23 protein-coding genes and 1 other annotated feature are annotated in these 25,504 nt (G+C 47.7%); of the genes, 15 read left to right on the top strand and 8 right to left on the bottom strand.

Annotation, left to right across the window (positions count from 1 at the left end):
* Positions 1 to 24 precede the first annotated feature (24 nt).
* The 8 genes from J1781_RS11285 (at position 25) to gndA (ending at position 9,610) form a co-directional block, all read left to right on the top strand.
* Positions 25 to 792 (top strand): ABC transporter permease, encoded by a 768-nt coding sequence (locus J1781_RS11285; protein WP_217233627.1) that lies wholly within the window; start codon positions 25 to 27, stop codon positions 790 to 792.
* Positions 792 to 1,532, top strand: a complete 741-nt coding sequence (locus J1781_RS11290) for an ABC transporter ATP-binding protein (protein ID WP_129952680.1) — start codon at positions 792 to 794, stop codon at positions 1,530 to 1,532. The genes J1781_RS11285 and J1781_RS11290 overlap by 1 nt, the downstream gene beginning before the upstream one ends.
* Before the next feature lie 34 nt (positions 1,533 to 1,566).
* The gene (locus J1781_RS11295) at positions 1,567 to 3,459 is read left to right on the top strand and encodes a DUF4422 domain-containing protein (RefSeq protein WP_217137733.1); all 1,893 of its coding nucleotides are present in this window, start codon (positions 1,567 to 1,569) and stop codon (positions 3,457 to 3,459) included.
* 13 nt (positions 3,460 to 3,472) lie between these two features.
* Complete coding sequence (gene glf / locus J1781_RS11300) at positions 3,473 to 4,627, top strand: UDP-galactopyranose mutase (RefSeq protein WP_129952682.1); 1,155 nt, start codon at positions 3,473 to 3,475, stop codon at positions 4,625 to 4,627.
* Complete coding sequence (locus J1781_RS11305) at positions 4,624 to 5,517, top strand: glycosyltransferase (protein WP_217137735.1); 894 nt, start codon at positions 4,624 to 4,626, stop codon at positions 5,515 to 5,517. Before glf ends, J1781_RS11305 begins: the two co-directional genes overlap by 4 nt.
* A gap of 13 nt (positions 5,518 to 5,530) precedes the next feature.
* On the top strand, positions 5,531 to 6,673 hold the full coding sequence (locus J1781_RS11310) for a glycosyltransferase family 4 protein (protein ID WP_217233560.1): 1,143 nt from the start codon (positions 5,531 to 5,533) through the stop codon (positions 6,671 to 6,673).
* A gap of 19 nt (positions 6,674 to 6,692) precedes the next feature.
* Entirely contained in the window at positions 6,693 to 7,937 is a 1,245-nt protein-coding gene (locus tag J1781_RS11315) for a polysaccharide pyruvyl transferase family protein (protein WP_217233561.1), read from the top strand.
* A gap of 263 nt (positions 7,938 to 8,200) precedes the next feature.
* Complete coding sequence (gene gndA / locus J1781_RS11320; RefSeq protein WP_129952686.1) at positions 8,201 to 9,610, top strand: NADP-dependent phosphogluconate dehydrogenase; 1,410 nt, start codon at positions 8,201 to 8,203, stop codon at positions 9,608 to 9,610.
* Positions 9,611 to 9,728: 118 nt separating this feature from the next.
* Here gndA and hisIE read toward each other — a convergent pair whose 3' ends face one another.
* Genes hisIE through hisG form a run of 8 tightly spaced genes read right to left on the bottom strand, consistent with a single transcriptional unit; the run spans position 9,729 to position 16,882 of the window.
* The gene (gene hisIE, locus J1781_RS11325; RefSeq protein WP_129952796.1) at positions 9,729 to 10,343 is read right to left on the bottom strand and encodes a bifunctional phosphoribosyl-AMP cyclohydrolase/phosphoribosyl-ATP diphosphatase HisIE; all 615 of its coding nucleotides are present in this window, start codon (positions 10,341 to 10,343) and stop codon (positions 9,729 to 9,731) included.
* A 23-nt stretch (positions 10,344 to 10,366) separates the two neighbouring features.
* On the bottom strand, positions 10,367 to 11,140 hold the full coding sequence (gene hisF, locus J1781_RS11330; protein WP_217233562.1) for an imidazole glycerol phosphate synthase subunit HisF: 774 nt from the start codon (positions 11,138 to 11,140) through the stop codon (positions 10,367 to 10,369).
* A complete protein-coding gene (gene hisA / locus J1781_RS11335; RefSeq protein WP_129952688.1) occupies positions 11,122 to 11,859 on the bottom strand; it encodes a 1-(5-phosphoribosyl)-5-[(5-phosphoribosylamino)methylideneamino]imidazole-4-carboxamide isomerase in 738 nt (245 codons plus the stop codon). Before hisA ends, hisF begins: the two co-directional genes overlap by 19 nt.
* A 5-nt stretch (positions 11,860 to 11,864) precedes the next feature.
* Positions 11,865 to 12,455 (bottom strand): imidazole glycerol phosphate synthase subunit HisH, encoded by a 591-nt coding sequence (gene hisH, locus J1781_RS11340; protein ID WP_217233563.1) that lies wholly within the window; start codon positions 12,453 to 12,455, stop codon positions 11,865 to 11,867.
* Positions 12,455 to 13,519, bottom strand: coding sequence for a bifunctional histidinol-phosphatase/imidazoleglycerol-phosphate dehydratase HisB (gene hisB / locus J1781_RS11345; protein WP_238483519.1), 1,065 nt, complete (start codon positions 13,517 to 13,519; stop codon positions 12,455 to 12,457). The genes hisH and hisB overlap by 1 nt, the downstream gene beginning before the upstream one ends.
* A gap of 14 nt (positions 13,520 to 13,533) precedes the next feature.
* The gene (gene hisC / locus J1781_RS11350) at positions 13,534 to 14,667 is read right to left on the bottom strand and encodes a histidinol-phosphate transaminase (RefSeq protein ID WP_217137740.1); all 1,134 of its coding nucleotides are present in this window, start codon (positions 14,665 to 14,667) and stop codon (positions 13,534 to 13,536) included.
* Positions 14,657 to 15,979, bottom strand: a complete 1,323-nt coding sequence (gene hisD / locus J1781_RS11355; RefSeq protein ID WP_217233565.1) for a histidinol dehydrogenase — start codon at positions 15,977 to 15,979, stop codon at positions 14,657 to 14,659. The genes hisC and hisD overlap by 11 nt, the downstream gene beginning before the upstream one ends.
* A 3-nt stretch (positions 15,980 to 15,982) precedes the next feature.
* On the bottom strand, positions 15,983 to 16,882 hold the full coding sequence (gene hisG, locus J1781_RS11360) for an ATP phosphoribosyltransferase (RefSeq protein WP_129952693.1): 900 nt from the start codon (positions 16,880 to 16,882) through the stop codon (positions 15,983 to 15,985).
* Positions 16,883 to 16,955: 73 nt separating this feature from the next.
* Positions 16,956 to 17,077: a sequence feature (His leader region), on the bottom strand.
* A 329-nt stretch (positions 17,078 to 17,406) separates the two neighbouring features.
* Between hisG and J1781_RS11365 the strand changes: the two genes are divergently transcribed.
* From J1781_RS11365 to cheW, 7 genes are all read left to right on the top strand, one after another.
* On the top strand, positions 17,407 to 18,231 hold the full coding sequence (locus J1781_RS11365) for an SDR family oxidoreductase (RefSeq protein ID WP_217218629.1): 825 nt from the start codon (positions 17,407 to 17,409) through the stop codon (positions 18,229 to 18,231).
* A gap of 1,263 nt (positions 18,232 to 19,494) precedes the next feature.
* Positions 19,495 to 19,839, top strand: coding sequence for a flagellar transcriptional regulator FlhD (flhD, locus tag J1781_RS11370; protein ID WP_129952695.1), 345 nt, complete (start codon positions 19,495 to 19,497; stop codon positions 19,837 to 19,839).
* 2 nt (positions 19,840 to 19,841) lie between these two features.
* Complete coding sequence (flhC, locus tag J1781_RS11375) at positions 19,842 to 20,450, top strand: flagellar transcriptional regulator FlhC (protein WP_217233566.1); 609 nt, start codon at positions 19,842 to 19,844, stop codon at positions 20,448 to 20,450.
* Positions 20,451 to 20,625: 175 nt separating this feature from the next.
* Entirely contained in the window at positions 20,626 to 21,516 is an 891-nt protein-coding gene (motA, locus tag J1781_RS11380) for a flagellar motor stator protein MotA (RefSeq protein ID WP_047609299.1), read from the top strand.
* Positions 21,513 to 22,616, top strand: a complete 1,104-nt coding sequence (gene motB / locus J1781_RS11385) for a flagellar motor protein MotB (protein ID WP_217233567.1) — start codon at positions 21,513 to 21,515, stop codon at positions 22,614 to 22,616. Before motA ends, motB begins: the two co-directional genes overlap by 4 nt.
* A gap of 30 nt (positions 22,617 to 22,646) precedes the next feature.
* A complete protein-coding gene (cheA, locus tag J1781_RS11390; RefSeq protein WP_217233568.1) occupies positions 22,647 to 24,680 on the top strand; it encodes a chemotaxis protein CheA in 2,034 nt (677 codons plus the stop codon).
* Between the two features lie 83 nt (positions 24,681 to 24,763).
* Entirely contained in the window at positions 24,764 to 25,261 is a 498-nt protein-coding gene (gene cheW, locus J1781_RS11395; RefSeq protein ID WP_129952698.1) for a chemotaxis protein CheW, read from the top strand.
* Positions 25,262 to 25,504: the final 243 nt, after the last annotated feature.

Below are 25,504 nucleotides of genomic sequence, written 5' to 3' on the forward strand. Positions count from 1 at the left end.
GAATTAATCTATATAGAGAAGTGTATGAAGTACAGTTTAGGTTATTTGTTTGATTTAGCGACAGTAATTACTGAAAAAGAGCTAAAGGTAAGATACAAAAGTAGTTTCTTTGGCTACTTATGGTCGATTGCTAATCCCCTGTTGTTTGCCATGATATATTACTTTATCTTTAAGTTAATTATGAGGGTTCAAATACCCAACTATACCGTTTTTATTATTACCGGACTTTTCCCATGGCAATGGTTTGCAAGTTCAACGTCTAATTCATTATTTTCTTTTTTGGCTAATGCACAGATAATAAAGAAGACTGTTTTTCCGCGTTCTGTAATCCCCATGAGTAATGTACTAATGGAATGCTTACATTTCATTTGTACCATTCCTGTTATTATTATTTTTCTTTACGTTTATGATATGCGCCCGTCCTGGGATTGGGTATGGGGAATTCCGCTAATTGGTTTCGCGCAGATTATTCTTATGCTGGGTGTGGCGCTAACTTTATCTACACTCAATTTGTTTTTCCGTGATCTGGAACGTTTCATAACGCTTGGTATTATGTTGCTCTTTTATTGCACGCCAATATTATACTCTTCAGATATGATACCCCAAAAATACCGCTGGCTTATTGACTACAATCCTTTGGCTAATATGATTATCAGTTGGCGTGATTTATTTATGAATAATACGGTTAATTATACTGATATAGCCACTCTGTACGGCTATGGAATAGTGATGCTTATAATCGGTAGTAGTATTTTTAATAAATTAAAATATCGTTTTGCAGAGATTCTATAATGAGCGTTGTCATTGAGTTCAAGAATGTAACTAAAAGATACCCCCTTTATCATCATATAGGCTCAGGTATAAAAGAATTAATATTTAATCCTCGCAGAGCGCTAAGTCTGCTTAGTGGCAGAAGTTATCTGGCCATCGAAGATATTAATTTTGTCATTGAGAAAGGTGAATCTGTTGCACTGATTGGCCGTAATGGCGCAGGTAAGAGTACCTCACTGGGACTGGTTGCAGGTGTGATGAAACCCTCATCCGGGACGGTCAGTGTCACGGGCAGAGTCGCCTCAATGTTGGAATTAGGCGGTGGTTTTCATCCTGAATTAACCGGACGTGAAAATATCCGCCTGAATGCAACACTGCTTGGATTGCGTCGAAAAGAGCTTAAGCAGCGAATGGACAAAATTATTGAGTTCTCAGAATTAGGCGATTTTATCGATGAACCTATTCGTGTTTACTCAAGCGGTATGCTGGCAAAATTAGGTTTTTCAGTAATCACGCAAGTTGATCCTGATATACTCATAATCGATGAAGTTCTCGCTGTGGGGGATATTTCATTCCAAAGAAAATGCCTGGCAACGATTAATGACTTTAAAGCTAAAGGTGTAACCATTCTTTTTGTTAGTCACAACCTGGCAGATGTATCCAAGGTATGTGATCGCGTTATATGGATTGAAGATCATAAGCTTAGGCAAATGGGTAACTCTGCTGATGTCATTGCTGCTTATCAGGCAGTAATGGCCTGATATTATATATTTAATTATTGTGATGGAATAAAGGATGAAAACTGTATCAATCTATACTTGTCACCATAAACCGAGTGCGTTTCTCGATTCATCGGTGATAAAGCCTATACATGTAGGAAAAGCCAATTCACTGAATGTTATTTGTTGCGACGGTGATGATACTGGCGATAATATATCGTATAAAAACCCGTTCTACTGTGAACTTACAGCCCATTATTGGGTATGGAAAAATGCAATACCTACAGATTATGTTGGTTTTATGCATTATCGCAGACATTTTAATTTTTCTGATGATCAACAAAAGCCAGAAGATAACTGGGGAATGGTGAATTGTGATGAAATCAATGCCGGGTATCAAGATGAGTTTGGTTTAAATGAGAAACAGATATTAAAATTATTAGAAAACACAGACCTCATCGTTCCATGCAAATGGTCAGTAAAATCAGCGGGTAGCAATAATAATTATCACCATTATAAAGTTTCAGAACACTTACATATAAAAGATTATCAGACAGCCATTGATGTCCTTCTAAGACAACACCCTGAGTATTCTTCAGCTGTTAAACACTTTAATACAGCAGTTGATGGTTATTATACTAATATGTATGTCATGAAGAAGCCATTGTTCGACGAGTATTCAGCCTGGCTTTTTGGTATATTAGATGAACTTGAAGATGAAATCGCATTCGAAAATTACTCTGCCCAAGAAAAAAGAGTCATCGGACATATTTCTGAGCGTTTGTTCAATATCTTTATAATTTTCAAATTAGAAAGTGAAAATCTTCGTATTAAAGAAGTACAAAGAACATTTATTAAGAATGAAACATTTAATGGCAAGTTGGGCCCATATTATAGTGAGAGAAATATCCCTATAGTTATTTGCTCAGATGATAACTATGCGATGAGTCTTGGTGCGCTAGTTAATTCCATTGTTCAGAATTCAAGTTCAAATCATAACTATGACATTGTCATACTTGATAATGGACTCAGCCAGCGTAATAAAGAACGTGTCAAAAATCTGGTGACGCATACTGCCAATATGAACGTCCGCTATTTCGATATAAATGCATTTAAGGAAATTAAAGATGCTTATATCAGACCACCTTTTACGGCTGCTACTTATTCCAGGCTTTTCATCCCAAAACTGTTTACAGACTTTGAAAAAGTACTTTTCATTGATACCGATACAGTAGTTGAGAGTGATCTCGCTGAACTCATCGAAACACCGTTAGGTGATAATCTGGTTGCTGCCGTACAAGATATTGTCATGGAGGGGTTTGTTAAATTTGGTAATATTGCGCGTTCAGACGCGGGTGTCCAGACGGCAGAGGAATATCTTAAAACCAGACTGGGAATGGCCGATACTGATAATTATTTCCAGGGAGGAATCATTGTCTTCAATATCGATCAAATGAACAAAGAGAGTATTTTCGAAAAATTGATGGCAGCCATGAAAGGGCAAAGCTACTGGTTCCTTGACCAGGATATAATGAACAAAGTCTTTTATGGCCGTGTTCACTTCTTGCCCATGGAATGGAATGTTTACCATGGTAATGGTCATACAGACGTATTTTATCCTAACCTGAAGTTCTCTACGTATATGAGATTTCTTAGCGCACGACGTAATCCTAAAATGATTCACTTTGCGGGTGAAAATAAACCCTGGAATACAGATAAAGTCGACTTTTATGACAATTTCATAAAAAATATTCAAGGTACACCTTGGGAAAAAGAAGTCTATGACCGCCTGATTGATGCTGAAAATTCTGGCCAGTCGACGGCCATCGCGTTGCAACCGGTGTTATTACAAACAAGAATTAAAAATAAATTAATGCCGTACGTTAATCGCTTTGCCCCTGCGGGTTCAAAGCGAAGATCTGTGATTGCAAAATGTTATTATAAATTTCGTCGTGTCGTTATAGGTTAATAAGGTATAAATTATGACTAAGAAAAATATTCTCATTGTAGGTGCTGGTTTTTCTGGCGTCGTTATCGGGCGACAACTTGCTGAACAAGGTCATAAAGTTCGAATTATTGATAAAAGACCTCATATTGCAGGAAATTGCTTTGATGCTCGTGATGAGGATACTCAGGTCATGGTGCATACCTACGGACCTCATATATTTCATACAGATAACCAATCCGTATGGGAATTTATCCAGAAATATTCCGTGATGATGCCCTATGTCAACCGGGTTAAAGCAACATATAATGGTAAGGTGTATTCATTACCTATCAATCTCCATACCATAAACCAGTTTTTTGGCAAAACATGTTCTCCAAACGAAGCGCGCGCATTGATTGAGGAAAAGGGAGATAGCTCTATAACAGATCCTCAAACCTTCGAAGAACAGGCATTAAGGTTCGTTGGGAAAGAGTTGTATGAAGCTTTTTTCAAAGGCTATACCATTAAACAATGGGGAATGTCTCCGGCAGAGCTTCCGGCATCGATCTTAAAAAGATTACCGATACGATTTAATTACGATGATAATTATTTTAACCATAAATACCAGGGAATGCCCAAAGACGGGTATACCGAGATGGTTAAGAATATGGCTGAGCATCCGAACATAACTGTGGAGCTAGGAACCGAATTTAATTTCGATGAAAGGGCCAGTTATGATCATGTTTTTTATAGTGGTCCTTTAGACGCATTCTATCAATATCAATTTGGCCGGTTAGGTTATCGCACATTAGATTTTGAGAAATTCACCTTTAACGGCGATTATCAAGGATGTGCGGTGATGAACTACTGTGAACAAAATGTTCCTTATACCCGCATAACCGAGCATAAATATTTCTCCCCTTGGGAGTCGCATGAAGGATCGGTTTGTTATAAGGAATACAGTCGCAGTTGTGAGCCAGAGGATATCCCTTATTATCCAATCCGCCAGGTTGGTGAAATGGCTCTGCTGGACAAATATTTAACCCTTGCTAAAGCGGAAAAAAATATTACTTTTGTTGGTCGCTTAGGGACTTATCGATATCTGGATATGGATGTTACGATTGCTGAAGCCCTGAAAACCGCCGAAGTATATCTGAAATGTATCAATGAATCAGATGCTATGCCTGTATTCACGGTTGATGTTAGATGAATACGACAGCATTAATTGTCACTTTTAATCGGCTTGATAAGTTGAAAAAATGTTGGCTATCCACTTCGATGCTGCCTTTCGACAATATTGTTATAGTCAATAACTGTTCAACGGATGACACGGCTTCCTGGCTTGCAAGTATTGAAGAACCCCGGTTGACCGTTTTATCTTTGACTAAAAACACCGGCGGTGCCGGTGGTTTTAGAGCAGGGGCTGAGTATATTGGTGCTCATATAAACACCGAATGGGTGTTTATGTATGACGACGATGCCTATCCGGCTCCTGATTTGCTTCATAATTTTGGCGAGATCATGCTTGATGGCACATCGGCGCTAAGTTGTCGGGTCATTGATACTCATGGCATTAATTGCAAAATGAATATGCCGTTTGTCAAATTACCAAAAACGTTGTTAGACAATATTAAATATTTTCTCAATGCAAAAGACTATATCCCTGATAATGAGAGAGTTGAGCCATGTGTAACTCTTTCTTTTGTAGGTACGGTAATTCGTGCTGATGTTTTGAGTTCTGCATCGCAATATATACACGATGATCTTTTCTTGTATTATGATGATGTTTATTTTTCTCATCATCTGGTTCTTAATGGCCATAAGTTTCTCTATGTACCAAAATTAATCTTCACACATGATATTAGTATTACCGGGGACTCAATCACCCCTGTTTGGAAGGTTTATTATCTTATTCGTAACCTTATCCTTGCTAAAAAATTTTTCAAATCCAACGGGCCATATTCGGTAGTTGGAATAGTGTTGCGAATTATAAAAGCTTTTTTAAATGTATCTAAACAAGATAATAAATATCTTTATCTTAAATATATCATAAGAGGCGTAATTGATGGTGTCTTCTTTAGGTCTGGTAAGCGCCATTGATGGTAAATGAGAGATGAGAAAAATATGTTACTTTATAAATTCTGATTGGTATTTCGATTTGCACTGGCTTGAGCGAGCTTCATATGCACAAGAAGTTGGCTATCAAATTCATATTATAACTAATTTTGTCGATCAGTCATTAGTGACTAAACTTACTAAGATGGGGTTTATTTGTCATAACTCATCAATTTCTGCTCAGTCCGTTAACCCATTAAAATTTGCTTGTGAATTAGTAAATACAACAAAATTGATAAAATCCATCAATGCTGATGTTTTACATTGCATAACTATTAAGCCATGTTTGATTGGCGGGTTGTATGCAAAGATTTTTTCGAAAAATATTGTCATAAGCTTTGTCGGGCTTGGCCGGGTATTTACAGAGAAGAAGTTTAAATTTTCTCTCCTGAAACGGCTCATAATACCTCTTTATAATTTTATCTTTTCGAATAAAAAATCTTTGCTGACCTTTGAGCATCAAAGTGACAGGCGTTGTATTCTACACTCATTGAAAGTAGATGAAAACAGAACGGTAGTTATAGATGGTGCAGGTATAAATATCGTTGACTTTCCCTACTCAAAGGAACCTTTAAGGGAAATTCCGGTGGTTTTATTTGCAAGCAGATTATTATGGAGCAAAGGACTTACTGACCTTATTAATGTAAAAAATAGCCTCCATCTCGAGGGCGTTGAATTCACTCTCAATGTTGCCGGAATACCCACGCCCAATGATCCTGATGCTATCCCCCTTGGTTTTCTTGAAGAGGCGCATAACAAAGGAGAGATAAACTGGCTTGGGAAATGTGACGATATGAAAGAGTTGATTAAAGACGCTAATATTGTTGCACTTCCCTCTGTTTATCCTGAAGGAATACCGCGTATTCTTTTGGAGGCAAGTTCTGTCGGACGCGCTATAATTTCATATAATGTCGGTGGTTGCAGCAGTCTGATTGAAAACGATGTAAACGGATTTATTATTGACAAAGGCGATATTAACGCTCTGGCCGGGTGTTTAAAGCATTTAGTCATAAATGCGGATGTGAGAGGCAGAATGGGGGAGAATGGGCGAAAACTGATAGAAGGGAAATTTTGTTCTACAATAATTACAAAAGATACCGTTAATCTTTATGGTTATTTATTGAAGAATAAAGCTGAATGATATGCACAAGGATTTTAATATGATTTCTTTTGGTCTGTTTTCCAAAAATAAAAAAGTAGATGCTATTGAACCTCTGCCAATAACTACACCCGTTCATAACCTACTTCCGCCAAAAACATTCTATCTTATTTCCGCATCGGGTATGCCTAATTATGGTGATGATATGCTCACCCGGGGGTGGATTAATCACATTAAACTGCGATACCCTCAGGCAACAATCTATCTCGATGCCGTGGATCCCTTAGTGGCCGCAACATTGTATCAGGACGTTAAATGCGTCAATTATTTATGGCAACTGGCTCAGGCGCTTGGAGAAGAGGGGAGTATCGAAACCAAATTTTCTGATACTTATCTTCTGCCAATGCGTGAACGCTTAATGAGTGAAATTTTTGAAGAGACTGACAGCATTCATTTATTGGGCGGAGGATATATTAATGAATTGTGGGCGGCTAATCTTCGGTTGATCGAACTGGTCTCATATTTTGGTAAAAAGCATAATGCCTTAACCTATGCAACAGGTCTGGGTTTGCAGCCGCTGTCGGATGAGAAAGCTGCCTATCTTTCTCAATTTATTAAAGATTATTTCTGCTTTGATGTCAGAGACTATGCCAGTTATCACGTTTTAGAAAAATACCTTCCAGGCAAAATCTCATTTATTGGTGATGATTATTTTTGTTTTCCATTCTCTGACGTTGTGAGTTTAGTCGAAAGAGACAATCCTGTACTCCGGTTATGCCTTCATAATGAATTTTCTGAAGGTGACGAAAATGAAATACGTTTTATGGAGCAGGTTGAAGCGGCAATAGGTGCTTTTATTCAAAAGTTTCCAGATTCATTGATACGTTTTTATGAGTTCAGACCTGGCTCCGATGGCTATTTCTATAAGAGACTTAAACAAAAGTTCCCCAGCATAGAAATGGTCTTTTTTGAAACGATTTGGAAACATGGCTTGCAGTTTTCCATGAAAGATTTCTTCCTGTCTACCCGGTTCCATTTTCAACTTATCGTTTCCAGTGTTGGATTGTCAGGCACGTCCTTTTATTGGTCAGAATATTATAAAAATAAATTCGATAGTCTGAAGTATGTGACTGACTGGTCTTTTTTAAAGCTGGGGGAAGAATCGTTAAATCTTGACTCTTTTTTTGAAAATCACGGTCCTGCGTTCCTGATTGATTTCGGACGCGTTAATCGTGAGAAAAAAATGCTGGCGGACAGGCTGTATGCATCCTCTGATGAGCAGGACTCAGCGGCGCTAAGCATCTGAGCCCTTGATTGCCTGTAAAAGCTCTTTTTTACCTGCATTCCTGAGATGTTACCGGTAAAGTAAACCCGGCCTCTGAGAAGGCGAAGCAGACAAGGGCAGGCATGTGCGATCAGAATATTGTTATGGCTGCGATAGGTTCACCCATCGCCTTTCTCATGTACAATGCTTGTGTTCATTTGTATGGTCCGGTGCAGGTAAACTCACTGTTTACAGGGGTTTACACTAAAAACCGGGCGATCAACTATTTCAGACAGGAGTTGCTAATGTCCAAACAACAGATCGGCGTAGTCGGTATGGCGGTAATGGGCCGTAACCTCGCGCTTAACATCGAAAGCCGTGGTTATTCCGTTTCCATTTTTAACCGTTCCGGCGACAAGACTGATGAAGTTATCGCTGAAAATCCGGGTAAAAACCTTGTTCCGCACTACACCGTCGAAGAGTTTGTTGACTCACTGGAAAAACCTCGTCGTATCTTGCTGATGGTGAAAGCCGGTGAAGCAACTGACAAAACCATCGCATCCCTGACTCCGCACCTGGATAAAGGCGACATCCTGATCGATGGCGGCAACACCTATTATAAAGACACGATTCGCCGTAACCGCGAACTGTCCGAGCAAGGTTTCAACTTCATCGGTACCGGTGTTTCCGGCGGTGAAGAGGGCGCACTGAAAGGCCCGTCCATTATGCCTGGCGGCCAGAAAGAGGCGTACGCGCTGGTGGCACCGATTCTTGAGAAGATTGCAGCGCGTGCTGAAGATGGCGATGCCTGCGTAGCTTACATCGGTGCAGACGGTGCGGGTCACTACGTCAAGATGGTTCATAACGGTATCGAATATGGTGACATGCAGTTGATCGCCGAAGCCTATTCCCTTTTGAAACAGTCGCTGAATCTGAGCAATGAAGAGCTGGCTACCACCTTCGCTGACTGGAACAAAGGCGAGCTGAGCAGCTACCTGATCGACATCACCAAAGATATCTTCACCAAGAAAGACGAAGACGGTAAATATCTGGTTGATGTGATTCTGGACGAAGCAGCAAACAAAGGTACCGGTAAATGGACCAGCCAGAGTTCACTGGATCTGGGCGAGCCACTGACCCTGATCACGGAGTCCGTGTTTGCCCGTTACCTGTCTTCCCTGAAAGACCAGCGTGTTGCGGCTTCTAAAGTATTGTCCGGCCCGGCGGTGAAAGCCTTCTCCGGTGATAAAGCTGAATTCATCGAGAAAGTGCGTCGCGCTCTGTATCTGGGCAAGCTTGTTTCTTATGCGCAAGGTTTCTCACAGCTCAAAGCTGCGTCAGACGAGAACAACTGGGATCTGAACTACGGTGAGATCGCCAAGATCTTCCGTGCTGGTTGTATCATCCGCGCACAGTTCCTGCAGAAAATTACCGATGCGTATGCTGAAAATGCATCTATCGCTAACCTGTTGCTGGCACCGTACTTCAAAAATATCGCTGATGAATATCAGCAAGCGCTGCGAGATGTCGTCTCTTATGCTGTTCAGAACGGTATCCCGACGCCTACATTCTCTGCTGCGATCAACTACTACGACAGCTACCGTTCAGCGGTACTGCCTGCTAACCTGATCCAGGCACAGCGTGACTACTTCGGTGCGCATACTTACAAACGTACCGATAAAGACGGCGTATTCCACACCGAATGGTTGGATTAATTGCCTGACCGGCGCGTGTTAAGCGCGCCGCAGGGTTGTTGACCGTGACAAAAAAGCCGCCGATGCATCAGCAAAGGCGGCTTTTTTACGTCTGAATATTTACGTTTGAACGTCGCCGTTATTTCTTATGACGCTGACGCAGATTATCAATGATTGCGCTCAGGTTCAGATCCTGATCCTGCAGTAAGACCAGCAGGTGATAGATGAGATCTGAGGCTTCGTTTTTCAGTTCAAAGCGGTCGTTGACGGTGGCGGCCAGCGCGGTTTCCACACCTTCTTCACCCACTTTTTGTGCGATGCGTTTGGTGCCGCTGGCGTAGAGTTTGGCAGTATAAGAACTTTCCGGATCGGCCGTTTTGCGCGAGGCCAGCAGTTCTTCCAGCTGATATAAAAACGCCCAGTCGGTTTCAGCAGGGTGGAAGCAGCTGTTATTGCCTTTATGGCAGGTCGGGCCAACCGGATTGACCAGCACCAGCAGCGTGTCGTTATCGCAATCCGGCGTGATACTGACAACATTCAGATAGTTTTCTGACGTTTCGCCTTTGGTCCACAGACGCGCTTTGGTGCGTGAATAAAATGTCACTTTGCCGGAAGACTGCGTGACATTCAGCGCCTCCTGATTCATATACCCGAGCATCAGCACTTCGCCCGATACCGCGTGCTGAATGATGGCTGGCATCAGGTTATCCACTTTTTCCCAGTCGAGTTGGTTAATCTGTTCACCGGTCAGCAGACCGGTTTTTACATCCTGATTACTCACAAGCGGATCTCCACGCCATTTTCGGCTAAGTAGCTTTTTAGCTCGCCGATATTAATAATTTGTTTGTGGAACACGGAGGCGGCCAGTGCACCGTCGACCTGTGCTTCCCGGAAGGCGTCGAGGAAGTGCGGCATGGTGCCCGCGCCGCCTGAAGCGATCAGCGGAACATGGCATACTTCGCGGATCATCTTCAGTTGCTCAAGATCATAACCGTTACGCACGCCATCCTGATTCATCATATTCAGAACGATTTCACCAGCACCACGTTCCTGCACTTCCTTCACCCAGTCGATGGTCTGCCATGTGGTGATTTTGGTGCGTGCTTCATCGCCGGTAAACTGATGAACCTGATAAGTTCCCGTCTCTGCATCATGCCACGTATCGATACCGACAACGATACACTGTACACCATACCTGTCGGCAAGGCGGGTGATCAGCGTCGGATCCGCCAGTGCAGGGGAGTTTATGGAAATTTTATCCGCGCCGAACTGCAAAATCTGGCTGGCATCTTCCAGGCTCTTAATACCGCCCGCCACACAGAAGGGGATGTCGATGACTTCCGCCACGCGCGATACCCAGCTTTTATCCACAACACGACCATCGCTTGAGGCAATGATGTCGTAGAATACCAGTTCGTCCGCACCTTCCTGCGCATAGCGTTGCGCGAGTGGCACAATATCGCCGATGATTTCGTGGTTGCGGAACTGTACGCCTTTGACGACCTGACCGTCTTTAACGTCGAGGCAGGGGATTATCCGTTTTGCCAGCATGAAATTGCCTCCGTCACATTAAATTTACCGTCGAGCAATGCACGCCCGACAATCACGCCTTCCACGCCGCTGTCACGCAATGCTGCGATATCATCCAGCGAACCGATGCCGCCGGAAGCCTGAAACGCTACCTGCGGATAACGTGCGGTCACTTCACGATAAAGTTCCACATTGGAACCCGCCAGCGTGCCGTCACGGGAAATATCGGTGCACAGCACATGTTTCAGGCCGAACGGCAGGTATTGCCCGACGACCTGTTCCAGCGTGATATTAGAATTTTCCTGCCAGCCGCTGATGGCCACATTTTTGGTGCCTTCGGCATCAATGCGGACATCCAGTGCCAGCACCAGCGCATCCGCGCCGAAACGGCTGAACCAGCCCTGTACGGTCGCCGGATCTTTAACCGCAGTTGAACCTACCACCACGCGGGTTGCGCCAGCTTTGAGCAGGGCTTCGACATCCTGCGCGTTACGGATACCCCCTCCCACCTGCACCGGTACACAAACGCCAGCCAGTAATTGAGTCAGCAAAGGGATCTGACGTGCTGCCGGATCTTTTGCGCCGGTTAAATCGACCAGATGCAGAACCTGTGCGCCTTGCTGCTGATAATCCTGTAAGCGCAGTAACGGATCATTACCGTAGTCACGTTGCTGCCCGTAATCGCCCTGATGCAAACGCACCACACTGCCTTCGATCAAATCCAAAGCGGGAATAATCATGCTGTTTACATCTCCAGAAAGTTTTTCAGCAACCGTGCGCCTGCGGCACCGGAACGCTCGGGATGAAACTGCACGCCAAAGAAATTATCTTTTTGTACAGCAGCACTGAAGGGCTCACCGTAAAGTGTCTGGGCAACCGTATTTTCGCATACCGGCATCGCAAATCCGTGGACGAAATAGAAGTAGGCATTTTCATCAATGCCGCGGAATAAATGGCTGTCGGCATTGGCTGTGACCTGATTCCAGCCCATATGCGGCAGCGGCAAACCGAAATCAGGCATGCGTTGCACGGGGGTGTCGATAATACCCAGCGTATCAATACCGCCATTCTCTTCACTGGAAGAGGCCAGCAGTTGCATGCCCAGGCAAATACCCAGTACCGGTTGAGTGCAGGCTTTGATAAGCCCGATCAGCTCACGTTGTTCGAGCTGTTCCATGGCGGCCTGTGCCGTGCCAACGCCCGGTAAAAATAATTTGTCAGCCTGCAACACAATCTCCGGGGAGCGACTCACCGCAGGCTCATAGCCCAGGCGCTGAACCGCATATTTCACGGAGGAGAGATTGGCGCAGCCGGTATCAAGGATAACGACATTCATCACAGCACTCCTTTCGAACTCGGCAGGGTGTTGCCATCGACACGAATTGCCTGGCGCAGTGTGCGGCCAAAGGCTTTAAACAGGCTCTCAACACGGTGGTGATCGTTCTTACCTTTGGTTCGCAGGTGCAGGGTACAGGCCATCGCATAAGACAGTGAACGGAAGAAGTGTTCGACCATTTCCGTGCTCAGGTCACCGACGCGCTGATAGTTAAATTCAGCTTTGTATTCAAGGTGCGGACGCCCGGAGATATCCAGTGCACAGCGGGCCAGACATTCATCCATCGGCAGCACAAACCCAAAACGGCCGATACCGCGTTTATCGCCCAGCGCTTTGTTCAGGGCTTCGCCCAGCGCCAGCGCGGTGTCTTCCACGGTGTGGTGATCGTCGATATACAAATCACCTTTCACTTCGATGTTCATGCGAAAGCCGCCGTGCGTGGCAATCTGATCCAGCATATGGTCAAAGAAGCCGACGCCGGTGCGGATTTTGCTTTCGCCTTCGCGATCGAGCCAGACATCCACTTCAATTGCCGTTTCGCGGGTCACGCGGTTTACTTTTGCATGACGGTCACGTTTGGTCAGCTGTTCGGTAATACTGGCCCAGTTCAGCGTATCACGCTGATAACGCAGCCCGGTGATGCCCATATTGGCGGCCAGCTGGATATCCGTGTCACGATCACCAATCACATAGCTGTTTGCCGTGTCCAGTACACCGCTTTCCAGATAACCCGCTACCAGTTTAGTTTTCGGTTTACGGCAATCACAGTGATCGGCGGGCAGATGCGGACAAATCAACACGTCATCGAAAACGATGCCCTGAGAAGTCAGTATCTGCATCATCAGGTTGTGTGGCGGGTCGAACGTTTCCTGCGGGAGACTGGCCGTGCCCAGACCGTCCTGATTGGTGATCATCACCAGCTTAAAGCCGGCATTTTGCAGCGCTAATAACGCCGGAATGACACCCGGTTCGAGGGCCAGTTTGTCCAGACGGTCGACCTGAAAATCTTCAGGTGGTTCGGAAATCAGGGTACCGTCGCGGTCGATAAACAGTGTTTTTTGCAATAACGGACTCTGGCTCACATGTGCTCCTTGCGGGGGCTATTTTGATTTTTATTGAAGGTCGTGGCGGTGGCCGCCGGTAACAGTTGCAGGGCAGTAATCACGCGTTGCAGCTCTGTCCGTGTACCGATAGTAATACGCAGGCAGCCGGAAAGTCCCGGTTGCTTGTTCTGGTCACGCAGGATAATGCCCTGATCCCAGAGGTTTTTAAATACGGCGCTTGAAGCGGAGAAGCGTGCAAGCACGTAGTTAGTGTCACTGGCAAAAACCTCTTCTACACAGACACATTTTTTCAGTTCTTCCAGCAACCATGTACGGTTTTCTGTTATTTCAGTGACACGCTGGCGCATTAACGCCAGTCCTTCCGGGCTCAGGGCCTGTGCGGCAATATCGGCCACCGGCGTAGATAAAGGATATGGCGCGATCACTTTCATTAATAAGCCAATCAGGTCGCTGTTGGCGAGTGTAAAGCCGCAGCGCAGACCGGCAAGGGCAAACGCTTTGGACAGCGTGCGCAAAATGGCCAGATGCGGATATTCCTGTAACCAGCCGGAAACTGTCGCCTGCGGGCAGAATTCGATATACGCCTCATCGACCGCCACAATGGCGCGCCCGCGGGTCATGTCCAGCACGGCCCGGATCTCATCCGGGTCGATGATATTGCCGGTCGGGTTATTCGGGCTGCACACGTAAACCAGTTTCACGCCCTCCAGTGCGGCTTCAATCGCCGGAAGATCCAAAGACCAGTCGGCTTTTGCGGCCACGGTCCGGCCTTCCACGCCTATTGTCTCGGCACTGACGCTGTACATCCCGTAAGTCGGCGGGCAATAAAGAATAGCGTCTTTACCCGGTTCACAGAATGCACGGATCAACAGTTCGATGCCTTCATCTGCGCCGCGACTGACCAGCACCTGTTCCGGATCCACACCGGCGTAAGCGGCGTAGCGATTGATGACCACCGCAGGCTGGCATTCCGGATAACGGTTAAGGGTTTGCTGCGTCAGTTCGAACTGTGGCGCGATGGCGTATTCGTTAGCGTTAAGCCAGACATCTCCGTTGCCGCCCAGACGGCGGGCAGACTGATACGGTGTCAGTTCCCGGACATTTTTTCGTGCCAGCGCCTGAACGCTGAGGTTATTTTCATTGCTCATCGCGTTGCTCCTTCAAAGCCTTCACACGCAAAGTCACGGCATTTTTATGTGCGGTAAGCTGTTCAGCCTGCGCCAGGGTTTCAATGGTATTCGCCAGTCCCAGCAAACCTTCAGGCGTTAACTGCTGAACGGTCATGCGTTTCTGGAAATCTGCCAGACCGAGGCTGGAACAGGTGGCCGTGTAACCGTAAGTCGGCAAGACGTGGTTGGTGCCGGAGGCATAATCGCCCGCTGATTCCGGTGACCAGTCACCAAGGAATACTGAACCGGCGCTGGTGATACTGTCGACCAGTTGCTCCGGCTCACGGGTTTGCAAAATCAAGTGCTCCGGACCGTATGCATTACTGATTTCAATACACTGCGCGATGTCTTTCGCCACAATCAGCCGGCTGCTTGCCAGTGCCTGACGGGCAATCTCGCTGCGGGATAATGTCTGCAACTGACGTTCAACGGCTTCGCCGACCGCCTGCGCCATTTTCAAATCCGGCGTCAGCAAAATTACCTGTGAGTCCGGGCCGTGTTCTGCCTGGGAAAGTAAATCAGAGGCGACAAAATCAGGTGTTGCGCCACTGTCGGCAATCACCAGCACTTCTGAAGGCCCGGCTGGCATATCGATTGCCGCGCCGTCCAGGCTCTGACTAACCTGACGCTTGGCTTCGGTGACGTAGGCATTGCCCGGCCCGAAGATTTTCGCCACACGTGGCACGGTTTCGGTACCGAACGCCAGCGCGGCAATGGCCTGCGCACCGCCCAGCTGATACACCTCTTCCACGCCGCAAAGCTGCGCGGCATATAAAATTTCATCGGCAATCGGCGGCGGAGAACAAAGAACCACTTTCTGGCATCCGGCAATACGCGCCGGTGTCGCTAACATTAATACGGTCGATACCAGCGGCGCAGACCCGCCGGGGATATACAGCCCGACAGACTGAATAGGGCGCGTCAGTTGCTGACAGCGCACCCCCGGCTGTGTTTCGATATCCACAACGGCCAGCTTTTGCGCCTGATGGAACGTGTCAATGTTACGCACGGCATGCGCCATCGCCTGTTTTACATCATCGGCTAAACGCGTTGCGGCTGCCTCGATTTGCTGTGCGGTGACACGCAATTCCTGGACTTCAGTTTTATCAAAGCGGGCGCAAAACTCGCGCAGCGCACTGTCACCTTCACTGCGCACGCGGCGCAGGATTTCGCTGACAGATTCGGTAATACGGTCAGACGCCGACATTGCCGGGCGTGTCAGCAGCTCGCGACGCTGTAGCTCGTCGCATTGCTGCCAGTCAATCGGGGTAGTAAACGCGTCAGGCTTCATGGCTTACTCCATCATTTTTTCGATTGGCAGAACCAGAATGGAACTGGCGCCCAGCGCTTTCAGTTTTTCCATCGTTTCCCAGAACAGCGTTTCGCTGCTGACCATGTGCATGGCCACGCGTTGCTGGTCGCCTGCCAGTGGCAAAATAGTCGGACGTTCAGCACCCGGTAACAATGCAACGATTTCGTCCAGACGCTCACTTGGCGCGTGCAACATAATGTATTTGGATTCGCGGGCCTGAATAACGCCCTGAATACGGGTCATCATTTTGTCGATCAGCAGCTGTTTTTCTTGTGGCATGTCGCCGTCGCGCTGGATAAGACAGGCTTTGGAGCGGTAAATCACTTCCACTTCACGCAGGCCGTTAGCTTCGAGCGTTGCACCTGTGGATACCAGGTCACAAATCGCATCTGACAAACCAGCGCGTGGCGCAACTTCTACAGAGCCGTTCAGCAGACAGGATTTGAAATCAACGCCTTTCTTGTCGAGGTATTGTTTAAGCAGGTGCGGATAAGAAGTGGCGATACGGGCGTTTTGCAGGCTTTGCGGACCGGTGTAATCCGTGTCCAGCGGGGTGGCCAGGGAAAGACGGCAACCGCCAAAATCCAGACGACGCAAGGTGAAATAGCGCGGGTCTTCGCCCTGAGCGCGGCGGCTCAGCAACTCTTCTTCCAGTACGTTTTCACCAATAATGCCCAGATCCACCACGCCATCCATCACCAGCCCCGGGATATCGTCATCACGTACACGCAAAATGTCGATCGGCATGTTTTCTGCGAAGGCGATCAGACGCTGTTCCTGCAGGTTGATTTTGATCCCGCAGCGGGCCAGCAGTTCGCGTGATTCATCGCTCAGGCGACCTGACTTTTGCATTGCTATCCGTAAACGTGTTTTATCCAGCATGATGACCTCAGTTTCTTAATTATTTATCGTAAAAATCATTTGTTTAAAGGCGTTAACTTCAATCCGTCAGGCCAAAAAAAAGCCCCCGGAAGAAATCTTCCGGGGGCTATCTCTGCGTTCTGCGCCACTGGAAGATCTAAACAGTCTCCCAGCACCAATCGCCTGAAAGACTAGTCAGGGTGATGGTGATGATGGTGGTTAATCAGAACGTTTATCATGTCAGTCTCTCAGTATGTTCATTGCTGTGCGGCGTGATTCAGATTTGAAACATTTGCAACACAGACTGCATTCGCTGCCAATAAAACTAAACGATCGGGCGGCAACAGCGCAACCTTTTTTTCCGATGATGAGTTTTTCTTATCCACGTCGGGGGTTTCATCGGATAAATGAATAATTCGTTAACAGACACAGAGAAAACCTTACGCTGGCTGAACGGAGAAAAGGCGATGTTTGCTAATATAAAGGAAGCGGTATCAGCAAAGGGTGTTGTGAGGCCCGATGCCAATGAAACAATGGAGCAAAGTATGAAGAAGGTTTCGATTATCGGACTGGGCTGGCTGGGAATGCCACTGGCGATGGCACTGGCTTCTAAAGGCTATGAAGTCGTGGGCAGTAAAACCACGCCGGATGGGGTAGATGCCGCAAGAGCGGTGGGGATCGAATGTTTCCCGCTGGTGTTTACGCCGCAGATGGAATGTGCAGCGGAAGATCTCGATCAGTTGCTGAATGTCGATGCGCTGATCATCACCTTGCCTGCACGCCGGACAGTGGAGGGCAGCGAACTGTACTTCCAGGCGGTACAGCTGTTAACTGACAGCGCGCTGGCGCATAACGTGAAACGCATTATTTTCACCAGCTCGACGTCTGTATACGGTGAAGGAGACGGTGTGGTGCACGAGGGATCTGCGCTTGAGCCGGTCACGGCCAGCGGAAAGGTGCTTAAAGAACTTGAAAACTGGCTCCATGGTTTGCCTAATACATCGGTTGATGTGCTGCGTCTGGCCGGTCTGGTGGGCGGCGATCGTCATCCCGGGCGTTTCATGGCCGGAAAGACGCAGGTCAAAGGCGGCCAGCAGGGTGTTAACCTGGTACATCAGGATGATGTCATTTCGGCAATTATATTGCTACTCAGCCTGCCCAAGGGGGGCCATACATTTAACCTGTGCGCGCCTGTGCATCCGGTCAAAGCTGAGTTTTATCCGGCGCTTGCCAGACAGATGGGGCTGGAGCCGCCAACATTTGCTGAACCTGCTTCAGCAGAGAAGGGCAAAATCGTCGATGGCGAACGGATCTGCAAAGAACTGGGATTTGAATATCAGCACCCTGATCCGCGAATCATGCCTTTTTAATCATCAGACGCGATTTAAATAATACAACGTTATGACCTGTCGGAAATTTCGGCAGGTTTTTAAAGTATCCGCTGCATTTACGTTCAGAAAACAGCTTTCTCATTGTGAAAGAGACTATTATTGATCATGGGCTCGCCTATTTTAATCTCTCTGCTTAATTAGCCGGTTTAATCGCAGATGATTTTTGAAGCCGGTTGTCTTATCTCCGCTGACTTCCCTGTTAAAAATGCGTTTAAATCATCCCCCGGGCAGTAAAACTGGCGGCAGATGCTGATTTAGTAATAAAATTCCTATTCATGAACTTTTTGTTTGCCATTGCGCGGTATAAATCACTTTTTTAAGCACAATCATTAAAGTTTTCCTGAACATTTGCCGATAGGTAAGTACGGCAAAGCATGGCCGTTTCATCACTTCTTCTTATCAATCCGCTCCTGTTGCCGGATGTTTCCGCATGCCAGATCATAAATTCTTACAATCCTTGGCTTTTTATTTTTAAATCTGCATGGTTGCTCACGATTTAAGAACAGTTAACGCGTATTTCCTTCACAATCCTTTAGGACAACTCCCCGTAAAGCCTTGCACTGCCTGGGTTGGGCACGTTAAGCACAATGATCATGCTATTTGAAATTTGCAGCATAAATATCTGCATGAACTGTTAATCACACCTGTCTGTGCTGATGATTTGGCTTTGTATGGCCTTTGTACAAATTGATCTAAAAAAGGCTAAAAAAGACAGTTTGAAGCCAGCTTTTTAGACGCTTTTTTACTTTTGGCTTAAAACTGCGCAAATTTTTACGATAAATTGCACTTTCAGGAACAAAATAAATTTTAAAAGTGTGATCTACATCACACTTTATTCAAAATTCGTCCACGGTAAGATTGTATGTATAAAGGAAACGGGGTTAGAGTTGCGTCGTAGTAAGATTATTCCTAATAATGTATGTAAAAGCGTTTCACTGAATGAGGCGCCATCACAGCAACGGACTCTGCCAGTACACCAAAACTAAAGTGTTTTTCGATTACTTAGCAGCCCAATTGTCACAATTAATTTAGTTTACATCAGGAACAACATTGTATTGGCGGTGAAGTAAATACCGCGGGGTAAATCTAATTGTCATCGTGAGATTTATTAATCAGCCAATGATCCAATTGTTTTGATAGTAAAAAATACTCCTGTCACGCCGGGTAAAACTCTTGCTGCATGGAATATGTCTATCAATCCGCCGTCTTAAAAAAACGGCATCGGTTACGGGGTAGAACAGAATGTCCGAATTGCTTAAGCACATATATGATATCAACCTGTCATATTTACTGTTGGCACAGCGTTTGATTAACGACGAAAAGGCCTCAGCGATGTTTCGCCTGGGGATCGACGACGTAATGGCAGACACCCTGAGACAGCTGACGCTGCCTCAGATGGTGAAGTTAGCTGAAACGAACCAGCTTTTATGTCAGTTCCGCTTTGATGACAGTAAGACAATTGAACGCTTGACCCAGGATTCGCGTGTGGATGACTTACAACAAATTCATACCGGTATCTTGTTGTCCAGCCACCTGCTGAAAGGTCTGGCTGCGAAAGACAGCGGCGCGATGAAGAAAAGGGCGTAGCTATGTCTGGTAAAGATGCGTCAACCAAACCGGCAGAAAAAAGCATTGTTCAGGAAGCGCGGGACATTCAGCTGGCGATGGAACTGATTACGCTGGGTGCCAGATTGCAGATGCTGGAAAGCGAAACGCAATTAAGTCGCGGCCGGCTGATAAAACTGTACAAAGAATTACGAGGAAGTCCTCCCCCGAAAGGCATGCTGCCGTTCTCTACTGACTGGTTCATGACCTGGGAACAAAATATCCATTCTTCCATGTTTTACAACGCTTACTCTTTCCTGCTAAAGAGCGGCCACTGTAATGGCGTGGAAGCCGTGATCAAGGCTTACCGTTTATATCTGGAACAGTGTCCTGAGCAGCCTGGTGAAGCGCCGATCCTCGCGCTGACACGTGCCTGGACATTAGTACGTTTTGTCGACAGCGGTATGTTGCAGCTTTCAGCGTGTAACTGCTGTGAAGGCTCATTTATTACCCATGCACACCAGCCCCGCAACGGGTTTGTTTGCAGTCTTTGCCAGCCCCCGTCCCGAGCAGTAAAAAAACGTAAACTTTCCCCGCAGGTTGCCGATATAACATCTCAAGAGCTGGACGAACAGGTCAAGCGCGCAGTTTGAGAGAGTTGGGTAGCAGTAAGTCGTTCTGAGCGGTGGCTACCACCGCTCATCAATTCCCCCCTGACATCTCAGTCATTCTTTGACCTCTTTTTTGCAAGTTCTGTGGCAAAAATGGGCCAGACACATGGCGCGCGCTTTACCTCGCCCTAAAACCACATCGAATTAAGGATTCATCGTGCTAGTGATAATAGGTTACATCGTGGTGTTGGGCTCAGTGTTCGGCGGTTTCATGCTCGTCGGCGGTGAACTGGGCGCGTTATACCAACCCGCAGAATTGCTCATCATTGGCGGTGCCGGTATCGGTGCCTTCTTCGTCGGTAATAACGGTAAAGCGATCAAATCCACAATGCGTGCGCTGCCTCAGCTGTTCCGCGCATCGAAATACAACAAAGCGTTGTATATGGATTTGATGGCGCTGCTTTACAGGGTATTAGCCAAATCACGTCAACAGGGGATGCTGTCGCTGGAAAATGACATCGACAATCCGGCCGAAAGTGACATTTTTGCTAATTATCCGCGCATCCTTGCCGATAAACATTTAGTCGAATATCTGACTGACTATCTGCGACTTATGGTCAGTGGCAACATGAACGCCTTTGAAATCGAAGCGCTGATGGACGAGGAAATCGAAACTTACGAGCACGAGAGTGAAGTGCCGGCGAACAGCCTGGCGCTGGTCGGTGACTCACTTCCGGCATTCGGTATCGTCGCTGCGGTCATGGGGATCGTACATACCCTGGCGGCGGCAGACCGTCCGGCTGCGGAACTCGGGGCGCTGATTGCTCATGCCATGGTCGGGACCTTCCTCGGTATCCTGCTGGCGTACGGTTTTATTTCTCCGCTGGCCAGCGTGTTACGCCAGAAGAGTGCTGAAAACGCCAAAATGATGCAGTGCATTAAGGTGACATTACTGTCGAGCATTAACGGTTATGCGCCGCAAATTGCCGTCGAATTTGGCCGTAAAACGTTGTACACCTCAGAGCGACCTTCCTTTATTGAACTGGAGGAGCACGTTCGCCAGGTCAAGTCGCCGGGTCAGAAACAAACTGAAGAAGAAAAAGTATGAAGCATCAAAGCCATCCAATCGTTGTTGTACGTAAGAAAAAGAATAAGCACGGCGGAGGGCATCACGGCGGTTCGTGGAAGATTGCTTACGCTGACTTTATGACAGCGATGATGGCTTTCTTCCTGGTTATGTGGCTGATTTCCATCTCCAGCCCTAAAGAACTGGTGCAAATTGCCGAATACTTCCGTACACCCCTTGCGGTGGCGATCACCGGCGGGCCACGCAGCAGCGACGCAACCAGCCCGATCCCGGGCGGCGGCGAAGACCCGACCGTGCAGGACGGTGAAGTGCATAAAATGGAACAATCGCAGGGTGAAAGTAAGCGTGAATCGGATGATTTACAGCGGTTGCAGCAAAAGCTGGAAGATATGCTGGCGTCGGATCCGCGGCTAAAAGATTTACGTCCACACCTGATGATTAATCTGACCGAGCAGGGCTTGCGTATTCAGATTATTGATAGCAAAAACCGCCCGATGTTCCAGCTTGGCAGCGCGATTGTTGAGCCGTACATGCGCGATATCCTCAGGGCGATTGCACCGGTGCTGGATGATTTTCCGAATAAGATTAGCCTGGCGGGCCATACCGATGATATGCCGTATGCCACGGGCGAACGCGGCTACAGCAATTGGGAACTGTCGACTGATCGCGCCAATGCTTCACGTCGCGAGATGGTAACAGGCGGCCTCAGTGAAGGAAAAGTCCTGCGGGTGATGGGCATGGGGTCTTCCATGCAGCTGAAAAATCATCCGGCAGGTGATGCTATCAACCGTCGTATCAGCATTTTGGTCCTGAACAAACATGCTGAAGAGGCGATTGAACGGGAAAACAGTGAGGGCGAGGCGATCACGATCAGTGACGCTGGCGAGCTGCAAAGACAAGTACAAGGCACACGAACAGTGCCGGCATTAGCACCACAAATGAGTCCGGCACCGGCAGCCCCGGCGTTAGCGCCACAGGCAAGCCCGGCACCGGCAACACCAGAGAAAGCACCATCAATACCCGGGATTGAGACGCAGACGCCAGTGACACCATCGGCAGGCGCTCAACCTGCGACGGCAGCTCCGGCTGCCGCGGCGGGCACGGCACCTGCGACACATTAACAAGCCGCGATTCACAGCAGAGGTGATCACGTGAGCATGGATATTACTGATTTTTATCAGACATTTTTTGATGAAGCAGACGAGTTGCTGGCGGACATGGAACAACATCTGTTGTTGCTTGATCCGCAAGCGCCTGACATTGAGCAACTGAATGCGATTTTCCGCGCAGCGCACTCAATCAAAGGCGGTGCAGCGACGTTTGGATTTACGGTTTTACAGGAAACGACTCACTTACTGGAAAACCTGCTCGACGGTGCTCGTCGCGCTGAAATGAGCCTGAGCACTGACATCATCAACCTGTTTCTGGAAACAAAAGACATTATGCAGGAGCAACTCGACGCCTATAAATCTTCCCGGGATCCTGACGCAGAAAGTTTTGAATATATCTGTGCGGCCCTGAGACAACTGGCCCTCGAAGCGCAACAGGCGCGTGAACCTGCGCCAGATCTTCACGTGGTTGAAGCACTGGCAGCAGCAGAAACTGCCGCGCCAGCGCCGGTAGCCGCGGCGGGCAAGGGCGATTTACGCGTGCGCCTTTCCGGCCTGAAAACTCAGGAAATTCCTGTGATGCTGGAAGAACTCGGCAATCTCGGGGAGATCAAAGATCCGGTTCAGACTGATGACAGTGTGGAAGCCACCCTGATCACTACAGTGACCGAAGACGACATTGTTGCGGTGCTGTGTTTTGTGCTGGAACCGGAACAAATCAGTTTCACACACGCGCCGGCGTCTGCACCTGCTGTCGCGGTAGCCGCTTCTGCTCCTGCTGTAGCGGAAGTTGCCGCCGCACCGGCGGTTGTTGCCCGTCAGGCTCCGGTACTGGTGGCTGTGCCGAACAGTGAACCGGCTAAAGCCCGTGCATCTAAAGCTCCGGAATCCACCAGCATCCGTGTTGCTGTTGAAAAAGTGGACCAGCTGATCAACCTGGTGGGCGAACTGGTGATCACCCAGTCCATGCTGGCGCAGCGTTCAGATTTATTGGATCCGGTGGTGCACAGCGACCTGCTCAACAGCATGGGTCAGCTCGAACGTAACGCCCGTGATTTGCAGGAATCGGTGATGTCGATTCGTATGATGCCGATGGAATTCGTGTTCAGCCGCTTCCCGCGTCTGGTACGTGACCTCGCCAGCAAACTGAATAAGCAAATTGAACTGACCCTGCTCGGCAGCTCGACCGAACTGGATAAGAGCCTGATCGAACGTATCATCGATCCGTTGACGCATCTGGTGCGCAACAGTCTCGATCACGGTGTGGAAACACCGGAAGTGCGTCTTGCCAACGGTAAAGAACCCACCGGTAACCTGACTCTGTCTGCTGAACACCAGGGCGGTAATATCTGCATCGAAGTGATCGACGATGGTGCCGGTCTGAACCGTGAACGTATTCTGGCCAAAGCGGCATCGCAGGGTATGAACGTCAGCGACAACATGAGCGATGAAGAAGTCGGCATGCTGATTTTTGCCGCCGGTTTCTCGACCGCAGAAAAAGTGACTGACGTTTCGGGCCGTGGCGTGGGCATGGACGTAGTGAAACGAAACATTCAGGAAATGGGGGGCCACGTTGAAATCCATTCTCAGCAGGGCAAAGGCACCACCATCCGTATTCTGTTGCCACTGACGCTGGCGATCCTTGACGGCATGTCAGTAAAAGTCGGTAAAGAAGTCTTCATTCTGCCACTGAACGCGGTGATGGAATCGCTGCAACCGCTGTCAGAAGATCTGCATCCGCTGGCCGGTGGTGAACGTGTTCTGCAGGTGCGTGGTGAATATCTGCCGCTGGTTGAGTTGTACAATGTCTTTGATGTTGAAGAGGCCAAAACCGAGGCAACACAGGGCATTGTGGTGATTTTGCAGAGTGCGGGACGTCGCTATGCATTGCTGGTGGATCAACTGATTGGTCAGCATCAGGTTGTGGTAAAAAACCTGGAAAGCAACTATCGCAAAGTACCGGGTATTTCCGCCGCCACCATTTTGGGTGACGGCAGTGTGGCGCTGATCGTGGACGTGTCGGCATTGCAGTCGCTGAACCGCGATAAGTTAGCAACAGGCGCCACCGCCGCATAACAAGCAAAGCTTCCGGCGGCTATAAACGTCGCCGGGTGTGAAAAACTCAGGCCGATTTAAAGATAAAAGCAAAGGTGAACAACATGGCAGGACTTGCAACCGTGGCGAAAATTGCGGGCGAAACAGTAGGTCAGGAATTTCTGATCTTTACTTTAGGCGATGAAGAATATGGCATCGATATCCTCAAAGTGCAGGAAATCCGCGGATACGATCAGGTAACCCGTATTGCTAACACCCCGGCCTTTATTAAAGGTGTCACTAACCTGCGCGGTGTTATCGTGCCGATCCTCGACCTGCGCGTCAAATTCGCTCAGGAAGACGTGATTTATAATGAAAACACCGTGGTGATCGTACTGAACTTCGAAAACCGCGTTGTCGGGATCGTGGTTGACGGCGTGTCAGATGTCCTGTCGCTGAGCCAGGAGCAGATCCGCCCGGCACCGGAATTCGCCGTGACCATGTCGACTGAGTACCTGACCGGGTTGGGTTCGCTCGGGGACCGTATGCTGATCCTGGTGGATATCGAGAAACTGCTGAGCAGTGAAGAAATGGCACTCGTTGATAGTGTGACGAAAATTTGATTTTCGTTTGTTAACGTCAAAGTCAAAGTCAAGGTCGTGGGCGCCGGCCCACACCGGGTTAAGGGGCGTAAACGCGCCCCTTAACAATCCTGCGTTTTTTCACTGCGCGCTGTCGCAGGTACGACGGACATGTTTCGCGGCTTCTGTGTGTGGCGCAAAATCTTGTCGCGTTGCGATGCCTTCTCTCGGTCCTGAAGCCCCCGGTCTTCAGGCCGCTCCGTTCAGCAAGATTTTTGAGCACGC

The organism is Rahnella perminowiae (genome assembly GCF_019049695.1).
GTDB lineage: Bacteria > Pseudomonadota > Gammaproteobacteria > Enterobacterales > Enterobacteriaceae > Rahnella > Rahnella perminowiae.

Coding starts and splice junctions, on each gene's coding strand:
- J1781_RS11310 (WP_217233560.1), top strand. CDS start 5,531: ATGAGAAAAATATGTTACTTTATAAATTCTGATTGGTATTTCGATTTG.
- J1781_RS11365 (WP_217218629.1), top strand. CDS start 17,407: ATGAAGAAGGTTTCGATTATCGGACTGGGCTGGCTGGGAATGCCACTG.
- hisD (WP_217233565.1), bottom strand. CDS start 15,979: ATGAAGCCTGACGCGTTTACTACCCCGATTGACTGGCAGCAATGCGAC.
- J1781_RS11305 (WP_217137735.1), top strand. CDS start 4,624: ATGAATACGACAGCATTAATTGTCACTTTTAATCGGCTTGATAAGTTG.
- gndA (WP_129952686.1), top strand. CDS start 8,201: ATGTCCAAACAACAGATCGGCGTAGTCGGTATGGCGGTAATGGGCCGT.
- J1781_RS11315 (WP_217233561.1), top strand. CDS start 6,693: ATGATTTCTTTTGGTCTGTTTTCCAAAAATAAAAAAGTAGATGCTATT.
- glf (WP_129952682.1), top strand. CDS start 3,473: ATGACTAAGAAAAATATTCTCATTGTAGGTGCTGGTTTTTCTGGCGTC.
- motB (WP_217233567.1), top strand. CDS start 21,513: ATGAAGCATCAAAGCCATCCAATCGTTGTTGTACGTAAGAAAAAGAAT.
- hisC (WP_217137740.1), bottom strand. CDS start 14,667: ATGAGCAATGAAAATAACCTCAGCGTTCAGGCGCTGGCACGAAAAAAT.
- hisF (WP_217233562.1), bottom strand. CDS start 11,140: ATGCTGGCAAAACGGATAATCCCCTGCCTCGACGTTAAAGACGGTCAG.
- J1781_RS11290 (WP_129952680.1), top strand. CDS start 792: ATGAGCGTTGTCATTGAGTTCAAGAATGTAACTAAAAGATACCCCCTT.
- J1781_RS11295 (WP_217137733.1), top strand. CDS start 1,567: ATGAAAACTGTATCAATCTATACTTGTCACCATAAACCGAGTGCGTTT.
- flhD (WP_129952695.1), top strand. CDS start 19,495: ATGTCCGAATTGCTTAAGCACATATATGATATCAACCTGTCATATTTA.
- hisH (WP_217233563.1), bottom strand. CDS start 12,455: ATGAATGTCGTTATCCTTGATACCGGCTGCGCCAATCTCTCCTCCGTG.
- cheW (WP_129952698.1), top strand. CDS start 24,764: ATGGCAGGACTTGCAACCGTGGCGAAAATTGCGGGCGAAACAGTAGGT.
- hisG (WP_129952693.1), bottom strand. CDS start 16,882: ATGCTGGATAAAACACGTTTACGGATAGCAATGCAAAAGTCAGGTCGC.
- hisA (WP_129952688.1), bottom strand. CDS start 11,859: ATGATTATTCCCGCTTTGGATTTGATCGAAGGCAGTGTGGTGCGTTTG.
- flhC (WP_217233566.1), top strand. CDS start 19,842: ATGTCTGGTAAAGATGCGTCAACCAAACCGGCAGAAAAAAGCATTGTT.
- J1781_RS11285 (WP_217233627.1), top strand. CDS start 25: ATGAAGTACAGTTTAGGTTATTTGTTTGATTTAGCGACAGTAATTACT.